The organism is Yoonia sediminilitoris (assembly GCF_003058085.1).
Classification (GTDB): domain Bacteria; phylum Pseudomonadota; class Alphaproteobacteria; order Rhodobacterales; family Rhodobacteraceae; genus Yoonia; species Yoonia sediminilitoris.
Genome location: NZ_QBUD01000009.1, coordinates 120,680 through 135,620 on the forward strand (window position 1 = coordinate 120,680; position 14,941 = coordinate 135,620).

At 56.8% G+C, this 14,941-nt stretch carries 13 protein-coding genes; 5 read left to right on the forward strand and 8 right to left on the reverse strand.

Annotated features, from left to right (window positions below; all coding sequences use genetic code 11):
* Window position 1: 1 nt before the first annotated feature.
* The 4 genes from C8N45_RS16000 to C8N45_RS16015 form a co-directional block, all read right to left on the reverse strand.
* Window positions 2-730 (reverse strand): DUF502 domain-containing protein, encoded by a 729-nt coding sequence (locus C8N45_RS16000; protein ID WP_108387257.1) that lies wholly within the window; start codon window positions 728-730, stop codon window positions 2-4.
* A gap of 240 nt (window positions 731-970) precedes the next feature.
* Window positions 971-1,876: a pseudouridine-5'-phosphate glycosidase gene (locus tag C8N45_RS16005; RefSeq protein ID WP_108387258.1), complete on the reverse strand. Its 906-nt coding sequence runs from the start codon at window positions 1,874-1,876 to the stop codon at window positions 971-973.
* Window positions 1,873-2,766, reverse strand: coding sequence for a PfkB family carbohydrate kinase (locus C8N45_RS16010; RefSeq protein ID WP_108387259.1), 894 nt, complete (start codon window positions 2,764-2,766; stop codon window positions 1,873-1,875). The genes C8N45_RS16005 and C8N45_RS16010 overlap by 4 nt, the downstream gene beginning before the upstream one ends.
* A gap of 97 nt (window positions 2,767-2,863) precedes the next feature.
* Complete coding sequence (locus C8N45_RS16015; RefSeq protein ID WP_108387294.1) at window positions 2,864-3,664, reverse strand: DUF4198 domain-containing protein; 801 nt, start codon at window positions 3,662-3,664, stop codon at window positions 2,864-2,866.
* Window position 3,665: 1 nt separating this feature from the next.
* On the opposite strand from C8N45_RS16015, the gene C8N45_RS16020 reads away from it, so the two are divergent.
* The 3 genes from C8N45_RS16020 (at window position 3,666) to tsf (ending at window position 6,974) form a co-directional block, all read left to right on the forward strand.
* A complete protein-coding gene (locus tag C8N45_RS16020) occupies window positions 3,666-5,039 on the forward strand; it encodes a HupE/UreJ family protein (protein ID WP_168769496.1) in 1,374 nt (457 codons plus the stop codon).
* Window positions 5,040-5,245: 206 nt separating this feature from the next.
* The gene (rpsB, locus tag C8N45_RS16025) at window positions 5,246-6,016 is read left to right on the forward strand and encodes a 30S ribosomal protein S2 (protein WP_108387295.1); all 771 of its coding nucleotides are present in this window, start codon (window positions 5,246-5,248) and stop codon (window positions 6,014-6,016) included.
* A gap of 85 nt (window positions 6,017-6,101) precedes the next feature.
* A complete protein-coding gene (tsf, locus tag C8N45_RS16030) occupies window positions 6,102-6,974 on the forward strand; it encodes a translation elongation factor Ts (protein WP_108387260.1) in 873 nt (290 codons plus the stop codon).
* A 244-nt stretch (window positions 6,975-7,218) separates the two neighbouring features.
* On the opposite strand, the gene C8N45_RS23285 is transcribed toward tsf, so the two are convergent.
* The 3 genes from C8N45_RS23285 to aroQ form a co-directional block, all read right to left on the reverse strand.
* Window positions 7,219-7,368 (reverse strand): hypothetical protein, encoded by a 150-nt coding sequence (locus C8N45_RS23285; RefSeq protein WP_168769497.1) that lies wholly within the window; start codon window positions 7,366-7,368, stop codon window positions 7,219-7,221.
* Between the two features lie 506 nt (window positions 7,369-7,874).
* Window positions 7,875-8,633 carry a LuxR family transcriptional regulator gene (locus tag C8N45_RS16035; protein WP_108387261.1) on the reverse strand — a complete coding sequence of 253 codons (759 nt, stop codon included), beginning with the start codon at window positions 8,631-8,633 and terminating at the stop codon, window positions 7,875-7,877.
* Window positions 8,630-9,076 (reverse strand): type II 3-dehydroquinate dehydratase, encoded by a 447-nt coding sequence (aroQ, locus tag C8N45_RS16040; protein WP_108387262.1) that lies wholly within the window; start codon window positions 9,074-9,076, stop codon window positions 8,630-8,632. Before aroQ ends, C8N45_RS16035 begins: the two co-directional genes overlap by 4 nt.
* Window positions 9,077-9,259: 183 nt before the next feature.
* Between aroQ and C8N45_RS16045 the strand changes: the two genes are divergently transcribed.
* Window positions 9,260-10,306, forward strand: coding sequence for a glycosyltransferase family 2 protein (locus C8N45_RS16045; RefSeq protein WP_108387263.1), 1,047 nt, complete (start codon window positions 9,260-9,262; stop codon window positions 10,304-10,306).
* Here the strand turns inward: C8N45_RS16045 and C8N45_RS16050 are convergent.
* Complete coding sequence (locus tag C8N45_RS16050; protein WP_245882699.1) at window positions 10,303-12,597, reverse strand: glycosyltransferase family 2 protein; 2,295 nt, start codon at window positions 12,595-12,597, stop codon at window positions 10,303-10,305. The genes C8N45_RS16045 and C8N45_RS16050 overlap by 4 nt on opposite strands.
* Before the next feature lie 131 nt (window positions 12,598-12,728).
* Between C8N45_RS16050 and C8N45_RS16055 the strand changes: the two genes are divergently transcribed.
* Window positions 12,729-14,939, forward strand: a complete 2,211-nt coding sequence (locus C8N45_RS16055; RefSeq protein WP_108387296.1) for a hypothetical protein — start codon at window positions 12,729-12,731, stop codon at window positions 14,937-14,939.
* Window positions 14,940-14,941 lie beyond the last annotated feature (2 nt).

Consider the following 14,941-nt stretch of genomic DNA (forward strand, 5'->3'; position numbering starts at 1 on the left):
GTTACTCGGCCGCATGCGGGATGGATGTGACTGTCTTGTCGTTGGGGTAAACCAAGCCAGCCGAAATCACCAGCTTTGCGGCATCCTCAACCGACATATCCAACATCTTGACGTCACGCAGGGGCAGAAACAGCAGAAACCCTGACGTAGGGTTCGGTGTGGTTGGCAGAAATACTGTTGTGAATGTCTCTCCATCCGCCAGTTTCTCGTCAATCTCGCCCTTGGCGTTGGTCGAGACAAAGGCAATCGCCCAGATGCCCTTGCGCGGATATTCCACCAGACAGGCCTTATCAAAAGATGTGTCACGCTGGGAAAAAACTGTCTCTGCAATCTGCTTGACGGCATTATAGACCGACCGGACCACCGGCATCCGGTCCACGATCCGTTCACCAATTGACAGAAAAGACCGCCCGATAATCCCTTTGCCGATCCAGCCGACAATGACCGTAAAGATCAGGAATATGACAACGCCGACACCACGCACGTTGACCGTGATCCAGTTTTCAGGCGTGCGGCCAAGGAAGTGGTTCACCAACTGTTCGGGGTGATAGGCATTTGGCACAAAGGGCCAGACCCAGCTATCGACCCAGCCCACGACAGTCCAGATCAGCCACAGTGTCATCCCGATCGGGGCCACAATGATAACGCCCGCAAGGAAGTTGCTGCGCAATTTCGCGATTATGCCGGGGCGGCGCAGGCGCTTGTGCTCTGGGTGGTCAGGGTCGTTCATCGGCTCATCCAAAAGATCGGTGCTATATAGTTAGGGTGCGCAGGCGGCGCCCACAATATCGGCAGGCGGAAATCGGATGATTTATCCGGGGCATGCCGCCTGCGCTGAAATAATGGGCGGACATGGCGCTCACAGCGGGGTCTTATCCTCACTCATCATCAATCCCGTGGCATCTACGCCAACGTCTTCGCATCCACAAAAGGTCCCGCGAGAGGATGCGCCTGCACATTTACCCCATTCTTACGACGCGAGGGATATCGCAATTTGCGCAGCGAGCTGCGCGTTGTTACGCACCAATGCGATGTTGGCTGTCAGGGAACGCCCCTCGGTCAGTTCAAAGATCCGTTGCAGCAGGAAGGGCGTGACCGCCTTGGCGCTAATCTTTTGGGCGTCAGCCTCTGCCAGCGCCTGCGCGATGATGGGTGCCAGTGTTTCGGCGGGGATTTCGGCCTCGGCGGGGATAGGGTTTGTGACTAACTGCCCGCCCTTCAGGCCCATGGCCGTCCGCATTTGCTGGGCCCTGGCAATGTCTACGGCACTATCCATCCGCAGGGGTGCAACCATTTCGGACGTTGCGGACCAGAAGGCCGGGATCATGTCTTGCCCATAGGCGATCACTGGCACACCAAGTGTTTCGAGCACTTCGAATGTCTTGGGCAAATCCAGAATGGCTTTCGCCCCTGCGGCCACAACTGTGACCGGGGTTTGCGCCAGTTCATGCAGATCGGCAGAAATGTCAAAGCTGTCTTCGGCCCCCTTGTGCACACCGCCAATACCGCCTGTTGCGAACGCATGGATGCCCGCCAGATGGGCGGCAATCATGGTGGCGGCCACAGTTGTGGCCCCCGTGCCGCCAGAGGCGATACAGGCGGCGATATCGGCGCGCGACAGCTTGGCCACATCCTTGGCTTGCCCCAATGCATCAAGTTCGTCAGCCTCAAGCCCCACATGCAGGGTGCCGTTTATGACGGCGATTGTTGCGGGCACGGCGCCTGCCTGCCTGATGTCATCTTCGACAATGCGTGCGGTTTCGACATTTTGCGGAAACGGCATCCCGTGGGTGATGATGGTGCTTTCCAGGGCCACAAGCGGCACGCCTGTTGCGCGGGCGTTGGCCACTTCGGCACTAAATGTCATGGGGATCATAGGGGTGTTTCTCCGGATACGTATGTTGCAGCGGCGTTCAGGGCGCGGGTCAGGGCGGCGGCGCGGTCCAGTCCTTGCGCCTCTGACGCGATATGGGCGGCCATGAAAGTATCGCCTGCGCCTGTGACCCGTGTCACCATGACGGCGGGTGGCGTTTGGGTGATGATGTCGCCTGCGGTGCCTTCGGACGCCGATTTGCCGCCGTCTGTCACCAGAACCCTGTGGGCGCCGCGCGCAATCAAGGCGGCGGCGGCAGAGGCGCTGTCGTCAAATTGGGTCATGCACAGCAACCCGGCTTCTTCGAGATTGACGTAGAGCGTGGCCGACGGATGGCCCAACAGCGCCAGCAGGCGTTCCGCTTTGCCGGGTGAAGCGGGCGCAACGCGCAAGTCCGCCTTGGCGAACAGAGGCGATTGCGCGATGTCCTGCAATAGTTCCTCGGTCAGGTTGCCATCCAATGCGATCGGCCCGTCGTAGGGCGCAACTGCGGACCCCAGTGCGCCGTTGTCGAGCGGGCGCAGGATCTTGTCGCCTGCCGCCTCAAGCGAGTGGGCGTCGGCAATGGCGGCGACCAGCCCGTTTGCGCCTTCAATCGCCATATAGACATCGGTGGGCAGATCGTCAGAGCGGTAGATGTGATCGCAGATCATACCCATTCGTTCCGCCTCGTGCTGCAGTTCGTCGCCTTCGGCGTCCCGCCCGATGGTGGTCAGCAGGGCGGGGGTCATGTCAAAGCGGCGCAGGGTCATGGCGATATTCATCGCCACCCCGCCGGGCAACCGGGTAATGCGGCCGGGCACGTCAGAGCCCACGCGCATGTGCGATGCAGCCCGTCCAATGACGTCCCATAGGACTGAACCGATGCACAGAATATCAGGTTGTTTTTTCATGTAGGCGTTTTGACCGAGGCCAAGGCGATACACAAGTCACCATCAAATATCCCAGTACCAACGCCAATCCCATTGGGTCGCCACTTTGCGGTCGCGCCTATTCAGGGGTTGCAAATGTCATATTGGCCCAAAGGGTTTCCCATACGGCATCGCTGCTCTGGCGCAACTGGTCGCTGGGTTCGCGCAGTACCACCGCATCGACCATGTAGCTGTGACCCGGCTTGACAGGGAAGATGCCGACCCCCTGATCGTCGGTACGGTAAAGAGTGATGGTCACGGCACCGGATGCGTCTTTTTCAAACACCTCGATCTGTTCGTTGGCGCGCACATCGTTGCGGTAGTACAGTTGCACCCGCATCCCATCTGACAGGTCATCGGTGTAAGGGTTTGACAATGCCACCAGTTCGGTCTCCATACCGACCCTGCGGTCGGCACCGGCGCTTTCGCCCACACCGATCAGGGTTTTTGAATAGCGGGTGTAGACTTCCTTGAAGTTCGCCTCTGGCAAGCCGCGTGCGTCATGTACCGGGCGGATGTCGCCCAGGTCTTTGTGATCAATGAACTTCTGGAATTTCGCCCAGCTTTTGTAACTTAGCGTAGAGGGCTGGGTTTGGTAGGCGACGATATTCAGCCCTTCGCCGACCGCATCGCGGCTCAGGCCGGGCCTGTCCCCCAACCGTCCTGTCACGCGCTCGATCGAGTCGCCGGACACGGCCACGAAATTTTGTATGCTCCGTGGCAGAAAAGCCAGCTTTGTGCCTTTAAATTCCTCCCCGTTGATAATATCCGCTTCCAGCCTACCATCTGCATCAACCTGATACGCCAAAGGTTCGAGCCAAAGTTCGTGTGCGGCAAGTGGGGTAGCAAGCAGTATTAAGGCAAGGGAAAGAAAACGCATCATGAAGTCCTTTTCAGTTAGCTCGAAAGTGTCACTCATCAGAGCGTTGTCAAGCGCCGTTGTATTGTGGATCACATCCCTGTCATTGGCCGCAGCCCATGAAGTCCTGCCCTCGATTACCGATATGACCGAAGTGGACGGCAAGCTGGTGTTTGAAATGTCAGCGAATCTTGAAAGTTTTGTGGCAGGCATTGACCTGACCGAGACCAGCGACACCAACGATGCACCACAGGCAGCCAGCTATGATGTATTGCGCGCGCTGGAACCTCCGGCGTTGGAACAGCAGTTTCGCAGCTTCTGGCCACAGATGGCCGGTGCCATCACTATTCTGGCAGATGGCCAGCCTTTGACCCCGGAACTTGACAATGTGATCGTCGGGCCAGTGGGAAATATCGAAGCGGTCCGTTCATCGGACATCGTGTTTTCGGCTGATCTGCCGGAAGGCACACAAAAGGTGCAGGTCGGCTGGGACAGGTCATTCGGGGTGCTGGTCGTGCGTCAGATGGGGGTCGATGCGCCCTATGATGGCTATCTTGAAGCAGGCAGTCTGAGCGACCCGATCTCGCTGTCCGGCGGCGATCAGGCGACGGCGATGCAAAGCTTCCTGCGCTATATCCCCGTGGGCTTTGATCATATCGTGCCCAAGGGGCTGGATCATATCCTGTTTGTTCTGGGCTTGTTTTTTCTGGCTGCACGTGTCCGTCCGCTCTTGCTGCAAGTATCCCTGTTTACGCTGGCGCATACAATCACGCTGGCGCTGGCCGCATTGGGGCATACCAAGGTACTGGACGACTTCTTTGTCGGGACGTTCAACATTGAATTTATCGCGGTGGTCGAGCCGTTGATCGCGGCTTCCATCGTATATGTGGCTGTTGAAAATATCTTCATGAAGGGGATCAGCCCATGGCGTCCCTTCGCGATTTTCCTGTTCGGGCTGCTGCACGGTCTGGGGTTTGCATCGGTGCTCAGCGAATTTGGACTGCCCGAAGAAACGTTTGTCGCCGCCCTGATCGGGTTCAACGTGGGCGTGGAAGTGGGCCAGCTGGCCGTGATCGGCGTCATGCTGTTGTGCGTCTGGCAGGCGCTCCGGATTGATCGGGGGCGCAATGAGGCCGGGCAGGGCTTTGCCCTATATGGCGTCCTGACAGTTGTGGCCATTGCACTTGCGCTTCTTAATCCGCAAGCACTTGAAACCGCGCTTGAAAACCCGGTCTGGCTGTTTGCCGCGCCTCTGGCGGGGGTTTTTGTGCTTTGCGCTGCGTCCATCCAGTTTCGCGACCATCTGGAAAGCTACCGGGTGTTCGTCGCCGTGCCCTGCTCGGCCGCGATTGCGCTTGTAGGGACCTATTGGTTCGTTGAGCGGGTGTTTCTGTAACCTGTGAAAGCGTCTGATCCACTGCCATATCGGGCTTTTTGCGACAATTCGTGCAAAACACTTGCACCGCACACAAAGCCGCGTTAATGCGCGCTCACTTAATCCCGCAGGCGGGGGCGGGTCGTTTGGGGAGACATCCCAAGCGATCCACCGGTTGGCAAATGCTGATCCCCCGCTGAGGCTTGAAACCGGAAAAGGAAAACGACATGGCTCTACCCGAGTTCACCATGCGCCAACTGCTTGAAGCAGGCGTACACTTCGGCCACCAGACAGCACGCTGGAACCCCAAGATGTCACAGTACATCTATGGTTCGCGCAACGGCATCCACATCATGGATCTGACACAGACTGTGCCCCTGCTTGATCAGGCGCTTCAGGTTATCCGTGACACAGTTGCCAAAGGCGGCCGCGTTCTTTTCGTTGGCACCAAACGTCAGGCGCAAAAGCCAATCATGGAAGCGGCTGAAAAGTCAGCGCAGTTCTACATGAACCACCGCTGGTTGGGCGGCACATTGACCAACTGGCAGACGATTTCGCAACGTTTGAACACGCTCAAGCAGATTGACGAATCTGCGGCAGCTGGTTTTGCCGGCATGACCAAGAAAGAACGTCTTGGCATGGAACGTATTCAGGGCAAGCTGGAAGCGTCTCTTGGCGGTATCCGCGAAATGGGCGGTACACCTGATCTGCTGTTCGTCATCGACGTCAACAAAGAAGATCTGGCCATCGCAGAAGCGAAAAAGTTGGGCATTCCTGTCGTGGCTGTGGTTGATACCAACTGTTCACCCGACGGCGTGGACTACGTGATCCCCGGTAACGATGACGCGGCCCGCGCCATTGCACTTTACACTGATCTGGCCGCCCGCGCGGCGCTGGACGGCATGACAGCCCAGTTGGGTGCTGCCGGTGTTGACATGGGCGCCATGGAAGAGTTGGCCGAAGAAGTGGTTGCTGAAGAAGCCGCCGCCAGCGCCTAAGGCGCGTCAACGTACAAGACATAGCCGGGCAGGGGGGCAACCCCCGCCCGCACCTATTCCAAATTCCTCTGATAGGAGAAGCAAGATGGCAATCACCGCTGCAATGGTGAAGGAACTGCGCGACAGCACAGGCGCAGGCATGATGGACGCCAAAAAAGCGTTGACCGAAAACGATGGCGACATGGAGGCCGCAGTTGACTGGCTGCGCACCAAGGGTCTGGCCAAAGCTGCCAAAAAATCCGGCCGCACCGCTGCCGAAGGTCTGGTGGCTGTTGCTGTTGACGGTGGCAAGGGTGTCGCTGTTGAAGTAAACTCTGAGACTGACTTTGTTGCGAAAAACGCGGACTTCCAGAAAATGGTTGGCGGGATCGCGGCTGTTGGTTTGGGCACCTCTGATATTGATAGCCTGAAAGCGGCTGACATGGGTGGCAAGACCGTCGAACAGACAGTGACCGACGCCGTAGCCGTGATCGGCGAGAACATGTCCGTGCGCCGCATGGCCGCGCTAGAAGGCGGCAAGGTGGTTAGCTACGTGCACAACGCTGCTGCCGACGGCATGGGCAACATTGGCGTGCTGGTTGCAATAAATGGCGACAACGAAGCATTTGGTCGTCAGGTTGCGATGCACATCGCCGCTGCCAACCCCGCATCCCTGTCCGAAGCTGACCTCGACCCCGCAGTGGTGGAAAAGGAAAAGCAGGTCCAGATGGATATCGCCCGCGAATCCGGCAAGCCCGAAGCCGTCATCGAAAAGATGATCGTTGGCCGTATGAAGAAATACATGGCCGAAGTGACACTGCTGAACCAGCAGTTCGTCGTCAACCCGGACCTGACCGTTGCTGCTGCGGCGCAAGAGGCCGGTGTTGAGATCACAGGCTTTGTCCGGCTTGAGGTCGGCGAAGGCATCGAGAAAGTCGAAGAAGACTTTGCTGCCGAAGTTGCCAAGCTGAACGGCTAACCTGTATCAACTCCGAATGCTAAGGCCCGCCAAGTGATTGGCGGGCCGTTTTCTTTGGGGGGGGCAGCTGGTACAAATCAAATCGGCACGCAACGCAGTCCCATAGCCAACCCCGTCCCTAGACTGCCGTCTTGTTGACTTGAAGCAATTCAATTGCATCGCCGCGATGGCAACAAGCAGCGCGGCACCCGCATCATGCCTCAATAAATAGTTTACCTGTTTGCAAATGTTGCATCCCGATACGTCAAATGGTGGCCGGAACGAGGTTTTCTTCATAACCGATTTCGGCAAATGCGTTGGCCATATCGATGAAATGCAGCCGTTCGACAGGCTCACTGCGCATGCGTTCAACCGCTAAGAGCACAAAGAAACCGCCCCCAACGAAAAACTCCAAGCAAAATGATCTTCCCATTCAAGTGGTTTGGCTTGGCCATACCTGCCTTGCTCGTTCCGCCCGTCATATTGGACGCATTTATTGAGCCTTCAATTTAGGCGGATCGCCATCAAGCTCAGGTTTTAGGTTGCTGGAAAATGGCTGGGCTTTGACGCTGTAGCGCTGAACTGAGGAATTGCGGCATCGCACCCGGGACAAATGCGATGCCGCATCGATGATCGAAACTTCGTCCTTATGGGACAGGGACGAACTTGCATCGGTGTGCTGACCCCACTGGGCAAACCCAGTGTGCCAGCGTCCGGTTACCCGGCACGACAGTAGCGCCCTGCAATCTCAAGGTTATCTGTCGCTGTTCCCAGGCCCAAGGCCACCACTCACGGAACAAGGGAAGCTTGCCCATTTACCTAACGTTAGGGAAGTCAGGGAAACCATACCATGACGCAACTTTTGTATGTTTGACCCCACATTGCAGGTACGATCATTGCGGGTTCGAATACATGCTTGAATTAAGTGTCTGTGTCACCGTCGATGACAAACATCTGATTATAAAACGCCGCCTTGAGCACAGCCTGCGCTGTGGTTTCCACGTCCAGCGCTTCGCGGGCCAGCCGCAGGTGCTTTTCGACTGTCGCTGGCGTCAATCCCAGCAAGATAGCGGTGTCCTGCGTTGTTTTGCCGTCGCCGACCCACTGCAAGACCTCGCGCTGGCGTTTGGTCAGGTGCCTGTCGCCGGTATAGGGCAGGGTCAGTAACTTAAGGTGCATGACGTTGTTCATGACGACGATGGCATCGCCATGCTCTTCCCATGTCTTGTCCACAGCCGCCTGATCGAGGCCAGGCCGCGCCGTCAGAGCGGTGGCCGCTTTGGTGCGTTCGGAAATGGACCGAAAGCTGATGGTATAGCCCGCAGTCACGCCCATTTTCTGGTTGAAGGCGATCACCCGCTTTTCTTCGTCTGTCAGATTATCAACCTCGACCATCCAGCGCCAGGCACACGCACCGTCATTGGCAAGTGCCCAGCGGATCATTGGCGCATTATAATACAGTCCTTCATCAAAAAAGACCTGCATATATTCAGGGGTCTGGTTGGATAGCAGGACCCAATCCTGCGGATCGCCAAGCGAATTGGATGTGCGATAGCGGGTGTAGCCGTACATTACCCGGTCAAACCCATATTCACGCATCTTGTTGGTGTGGATGTTCCACAACTCTTCGACAGAGCCGGCGTTGGTAAGACCTTCCAGATGCGCAATGAGATCGCTCAATCCGCGTCCCCCAGATAGCGCAGCAATGCATCCATCGCCAAGGGATAACCAGCCGCACCGAACCCGCAGATAATACCGATCGCGGCTTTGGCGATATAGGATTGATGCCGGAACTCTTCGCGGGCGTGGACATTGGACAGGTGCAGTTCAATCACTGGCAACATGGTTGAAAAAATCGCGTCCATCAGCGCCACTGACGTATGGGTATAGGCCCCGGCATTCAGGATAACCCCGGCATGCGTGCCCTTTGCCGCGTGGATGGCGTCAATCAGGACCCCTTCATGATTTGACTGCTCAAAAGCAACCTTCACTCCCAATGCCTTGCCATGTTCGGCGCAAAGGTCCTTGATATCATCAAGCGTGGTTGTCCCGTAGACTTCGGGTTGCCGGGTCCCAAGCAAATTGAGGTTGGGCCCATTCAGGATAAGGATCGAGTGTGACATGGGATTCCTCTAGCATCAATGACTTGTACGTCAAAATGGTAATGTGCGGCCATGGTTGCGTTTCATTGCAATAAGTTGCCAAATGGTCAGACCAAGTTCACTTGCACCACAACCGACTTGCACGCTAGGACCGTGCAAAGGCGCGGAAGCCAGGGTAGGGCGTTTTTGGAGGTTGGAACCTGAATGCGCGTACTTGCCGTGACCACGATGCGAAACGAAGCCCCCTTCGTTCTGGAATGGATTGCCTATCATCAGCATATCGGGGTCACTGACTTTCTGATCTACAGCAACGATTGCGATGATGGCACTGATGCGCTTTTGGATCGCCTGACCGCTTTGGGCGTTGTACAACACGAGCGCAATCATTCCGGTGGCAACAAGACGGTTCAATGGCGCGCACTTGGCAAGGCGCGCCGTCATCCACTGACAAAAAAGGCCGACTGGATTTATGTCACCGATGTTGACGAGTTTCTTTGTATTCATGAAGGCGCGGGACGGATTGCAGATTTGTTGGCTGCGCGACCAGATGCAGACGGGTTTGCAATCCCGTGGCGGATGTTTGGCAATGCGGGCGTTCAAACCTTTGAGGACACACCCGTCCTGACGCAGTTCACCCAAGCTGCGCCAGATGCTTTGCTATGGCCGTGGCGCGCCGTGCAGTTCAAATCGCTTTTTCGCAACGCGCCGCGCTACCACCGGTTGGGCGTCCACCGGCCCAAGTTGAAAGAGGGCGCAAAATATGGCCAATGGGTGGATGGCAATGGCAACGCACTGCCACCCACACCCGGCACCCTGCTGCCAACCCTTGCACCGCGCTATGATCTTGCCCAGATCAATCACTATGCGCTTGGAGCGGTCGAGAGTTTTTTGGTGAAAGTCGCGCGTGGAAAGCCCAATCATACGAGCGATCCGATTGATCTGGCCTATTGGTCGGACCGGAACCTGAACGCGGTCACAGACGAACGTATCCTCAGGCATCAGACTGCGGTGACTGAACGGGTGCAGGCTTTGCGCCAGGATGCGGAAATCGACCGTTTGCACAAGGCCGGTGTTGCATGGCGCAAGGCACGAATTGAAGCGCTCAAGCTGGAATCGGACAGCTTTTACATGATGGCACGATTGTTGCAGATGCCCGCGACAACGATCTTGCCTGCGCAGATGCAAAAAGCCCTTTTTCAGGGCCTCTTGCGGATGCGGCGCGAACAGGGAACCCGCAAAACGGCGGATTAGTGCGCCGTCTCGCCCTGAAGCTCGACAGTAAAGAACCAGTCGCCATCTGGTCCTTGGGCGATGACCTCGTCGGGGATAACCTCGGGGCCGGATAGAAACACATTGGCCCCGAAATGCGCATGCAGCCGCGAGAGTGCCTCAGCTCGGGGACTGGTCAATGCGGCATAGAACGCCGCATAGTTTTCGCCGCGGCGCAGTTCGTCGATCTTTTCGCGGTGGCGCTGCACCGAAAAATCATGCGCGGCTGCAATGTCGGGGTCTGCCATTAGTTTGGCCAGTTCTACGCGCATCATCGGCAAGCGGGAGCTGATGGAATGCTCTTCCGCAGCGTTATTGTTCATCCGAAACCAATAGGCCATGCCCTGATCGCGATCGACATGATTGACACGGCCCCGGTCGCGCTTGACCAGAAAGCTTTCGGCAGAGCGCACAGCGTAATGGTTCAGCTGCACCAGATCGTATCCATAGGTACTTGTCGTCGACCGCCACCCATTGCGGAACATGTCGCGCGGCAAAGGCACGCCAGAGCCGTTGACCCAGTTGATCTTTTCCCACAGTTGCGGGTTTAGCCCCTTGGGCCTGTGTACACCTAATTTCTTAAACAAACCAATGTTTTGAAAGAGAGTCTTAAAGCCCCACGCCTGATGCGGTTTACGCGCCAGTTCAGGGGCGCAGCGGGTAAATTGTTCTGTGATCGGGCCATCTTGAAACGGATGGATATCGTTATTGCCGAACAGGCGCCACGTCATCGCGATCATGTTCGCGTCGGGCACCGCATCAAAAAGGGCGGTCAGGGTCCCGTCACCCACTTTGATATTCACAAATTCATCAACATCGATGCAGGTCACCCATTTTGCATCTCTGATCAGCGGTTCATCCTCTGCCATCTGCAAGGCTCCGTGTTGCGGTTTCAGGTTCATTTCGCGAAACCTGTTTTCGCGGTGTTGCACCAGCCCTTTGCGCATCAGCAATTGCAGCATCGCATCTGTGCCGTCGCTGCAATCGTTGGTATAGATCAGGAAATCGTCAAACCCGATAGCCCGGTGATAGGCGAGCCATTCAAGGATGAAGGGGCCTTCGTTTTTCATCGTGGTGACAATTGCACAGCGCCCGCGACCGTCGGCATCGGGGGTAAGCTCAACCTGGGGCACCCGGACCGGATTATGTCCAAAATAGTCAGTTGCCTGTGCCAGCAGCGGCGGATGTTCAACCAGCGACGTTTTCGGCACAATCTTGGAAATACTGTCGGTTGGGTGGCGCAGGGCCATATGCCTGTAAAACGCTTGGCTGCGGCTTTCGTCAGGCAAGCCATTCCCGATGCGGACCATACGCCAGACCGCATCATCAGGGCCCTTTGCAGGTGCAAGGCACCAGCGCAAGCGGCGGCCGTCGGCATCAAACTGCACGCACGTATGGTCAGCGAACAAGGTGGGTTCACCGTTGCGCACCCGCCAAGGATAGCAATGACGCCCCGCAAGCGTAATCATCCCGCCATCCGCGGCGACGGCACTGTCAAAAACGGTCTGGTTTGCGCGTGGTATCAGGTCATGAACATCAATGTTGGCAACTGCACGGGCGTCGGCCAGAAACCGGGCACGGGCGATTTCGTACCAGGTCAGCGCACCCAAGGGAGAGGTCCATGGCGCCGCTGCGGGAATGCTCATCCGGTCCTTGCCCGGCGATTCAGGGACACAAAAAGGATGCGCCTCTGCGGGCAGATCGGGCTTTCCCATCGGGACATCACTGGTCACAAGCATGACCTGACCGGCAAACTTTGCGTGGTCCAGGCCGGTGCGCAATGCGCTGGCGAAAGCAGGGTCACTGCCGGGCTTGGCGCGATCAAGGATTACGGCGTGGGTCGCGCCCTGAACATCCACATGATAGGCCAGCCAATCCAGCAAAGTCTGCGCGGTTTCGCCGTTACGCACGGCCAACAGCGCATTTGATCCTTCAAACACCGAAAGCTCCGCTTCGGCTGGCGTGATCTCGACATCCTCATCGGCTATGCGAAAGGCAGGCCGACCATTGCGTGGGATTGCAAAAGTGAGGATCGGCGCGCCGGCAATCTGTCGTGTGTCAATCAATGCGATGCCCGGGCCGGGGGCTATTTGCGCGGGGTCCACCTGACCGTCAAAAAACAAACTGACTTGCCGCTGCCCATCTACCACATGCTCGACCGCATCAAGCAACGCGATATCGCCCACGAAGCGACCTGCCAATCTGCGCTGGATAAATTGCGTGGGCACCTGAACCTCTGCTTTTGTTGTGCGTGCGACCGTTGGACGGGTCATCTGCGCCCCGCAATTTCTTGCGATTTCTGCTTGCATGGTCCAAGCGGGGAAGCAAGATAACCTCTACACGGTGGGATAGGGCAATTCCAGCCACCGGAGCGCGGATGCAAGATGCCAGCAAGGAACACTATATGACGCGCACACGCGAAGTTGGCACCCTGTGGATTGGCGGCCCCCTCAGCTGGATGGAGCAACTGTGCCTGAAATCCTTTGTGGATCAGGGCCAGAAGGTCACGCTTTTCTCCTACGAGGAAATCCCCAACGTGCCAGCAGGGGTGATCCGCCGCGATGGCCGCGAGGTGATCGACACCGATGACTTCATCAAATACGAGCAAAAGAACAGCTATGCGCTTTTTGCGGACCTGTTCCGGCTGCATATGATACATCAAAACCCTGGCATGATCTGGGTCGATACGGACGTCTACTGCCATCGGCCTATGGCCTATGAAAGCGACTATGTGTTCGGCTACGAATTGCCCGGCGCACACCGCGTCAATAACGCGGTATTGGGTATGCCCGCCGACAGCCAGCTTTTGTCTGACATGCTGGATTTTACGTCCGATCGGTTTTCCATAGCCCCCTTTCTGCCAAAAAAGCGGCAGGAAAAGATGCGCAAGCAAGCCGATAAAGGCAATCCAGAGCATATAACCCAACAGCCTTGGGGCGTCTGGGGGCCAATGATGGTCACGCATTTCGTGCATACGCTTGGACTGCAAGACCATGTTTTACCATTGAATGCGTTCTACCCGCTCACTTTTCGTGAACGGCTCAAGTTCTTGCGCAATGCATCGATCGCCGAGGGCCTGATCACATCTGAAACAACCGCCCTGCATCTTTGGGCATCGAACAAGCGCCAGTTGGGCAATCTTCATAACGGCCTGCCACCCAAGGACAGCTATCTGGAAAAACTGATTGACCGGCACGGTATCAACCCGCATCTGGCCCCGATCAAGGGGCGTGGGACGGCCGTGTTCGACAGTGCCCTGATTGATGAAGTTGCGGCGAATGATGTGACTGTCGTAGCCGATCTGACGGGCGAGGCACGTGTATTGACCCTTGCATTGCATCATAAATTTGATTGCGACATCCAGCTGATAAATGCGGACCGACGCGGAGAACTCGGCGCGACTGACGCCCCTTGGATTGCCGACTATTCGGCGTTCTTGACAGAAAATGACGTGGACCCGGACCGGATCAAAGTGATCCGCGATGACAAAGACCTGCGGCCTGTGGATGTGCTGTGCAATCTTTCAGGGTTTGGGGATGCCTATAAGGTGCGATTTCTGGCCAAATTTCTGGATCGCTGCCTGCATGCAAGTTCGCAGCTCTTCATGGATATTCGAAAAGGGTCCGGCGCTTTTCCGTTTCTTCGGGACTACGGGTCAAACACGGTCCTTTCTACCCGCGAGGTTGCCGGAAAATCGGTGACGCGGATCAGCCTTGCGCCAGAACCTCCTGAACCTGACGACGCAGAAAGCACATGGGCGGTGATCGCAACAGAATTAGCCGGACAAGAGGGCTGGTACAGAGCGGGGACAAACGGGCACAGCTTCGTTTATACCCCCCGCAGCAAGGACACGCTGGTCGTGACATTTGACAACCTTGATATCGCCATGACCAAGCGGACCGACCGGCGGCCATGGGGGTACAGCTTTATCAAGGAGCAAGGCTGGTCCATGCTCGGCGTGCTGGCCGGGGGGTGGACATGGTATCGCGAACAATGGGTTTCCGACCAATTCGATCAGCTCCAACAAGACGGCTTTTTCTCACAATTCAAACGGGTTGTGTTCTATGGGGCCTCAATGGGAGGCTATGCGGCTTGCGCTTTTTCGCCCGCCGCGCCGGGCTGCGATGTTGTTGCCATCTCTCCGCAGTCCACCGTTGATAAATCCGTCGTCCCTTGGGAGACACGTTACAAAGTCGTCTGGGACCGCGACTTTTCCGGCAAATACGGCGACGCGGCAGCGGTAAGCGCCGCAGCAGGCCGGGTTACAATCCTTTATGACCCTTATGAGCCATTGGATGCGCAGCACGCCGCAAGGTTCAGAAATGACAACGTGCAGCATCTGCGGGCACCTTTGCTTGGGCACAGGTTGGGAAGTTCCTTGAACCAAATGGGCATTTTGAACCCGATCATCTTGGGCGCACTTGAGGGCACTTTGACGGCGCAAGGCTACTATGAATTGCTGCGTGCCAGAAAAGACTTTGCCAGATATCAAAAGGAACTGTTCAACAGAACCATCGCAAAAGGGCATGGCAAGCTTGCAAAGAAGCTGGGCGAGCATATCCTTGCAAAGAACCAAAATCGTGCAGTGCGGCGCGGGCTCGATGCATTGGACTAGAC

What these genes read in the sequence shown, in the direction of transcription:
- C8N45_RS16005 (WP_108387258.1), bottom strand. Translation starts at nt 1,876, where the DNA reads ATGATCCCCATGACATTTAGTGCCGAAGTGGCCAACGCCCGCGCAACA.
- rpsB (WP_108387295.1), top strand. Translation starts at nt 5,246, where the DNA reads ATGGCTCTACCCGAGTTCACCATGCGCCAACTGCTTGAAGCAGGCGTA.
- C8N45_RS16045 (WP_108387263.1), top strand. Translation starts at nt 9,260, where the DNA reads ATGCGCGTACTTGCCGTGACCACGATGCGAAACGAAGCCCCCTTCGTT.
- C8N45_RS16050 (WP_245882699.1), bottom strand. Translation starts at nt 12,597, where the DNA reads ATGACCCGTCCAACGGTCGCACGCACAACAAAAGCAGAGGTTCAGGTG.
- C8N45_RS16055 (WP_108387296.1), top strand. Translation starts at nt 12,729, where the DNA reads ATGACGCGCACACGCGAAGTTGGCACCCTGTGGATTGGCGGCCCCCTC.
- C8N45_RS16020 (WP_168769496.1), top strand. Translation starts at nt 3,666, where the DNA reads ATGAAGTCCTTTTCAGTTAGCTCGAAAGTGTCACTCATCAGAGCGTTG.
- tsf (WP_108387260.1), top strand. Translation starts at nt 6,102, where the DNA reads ATGGCAATCACCGCTGCAATGGTGAAGGAACTGCGCGACAGCACAGGC.
- C8N45_RS16015 (WP_108387294.1), bottom strand. Translation starts at nt 3,664, where the DNA reads ATGCGTTTTCTTTCCCTTGCCTTAATACTGCTTGCTACCCCACTTGCC.
- C8N45_RS16000 (WP_108387257.1), bottom strand. Translation starts at nt 730, where the DNA reads ATGAACGACCCTGACCACCCAGAGCACAAGCGCCTGCGCCGCCCCGGC.
- C8N45_RS16010 (WP_108387259.1), bottom strand. Translation starts at nt 2,766, where the DNA reads ATGAAAAAACAACCTGATATTCTGTGCATCGGTTCAGTCCTATGGGAC.
- aroQ (WP_108387262.1), bottom strand. Translation starts at nt 9,076, where the DNA reads ATGTCACACTCGATCCTTATCCTGAATGGGCCCAACCTCAATTTGCTT.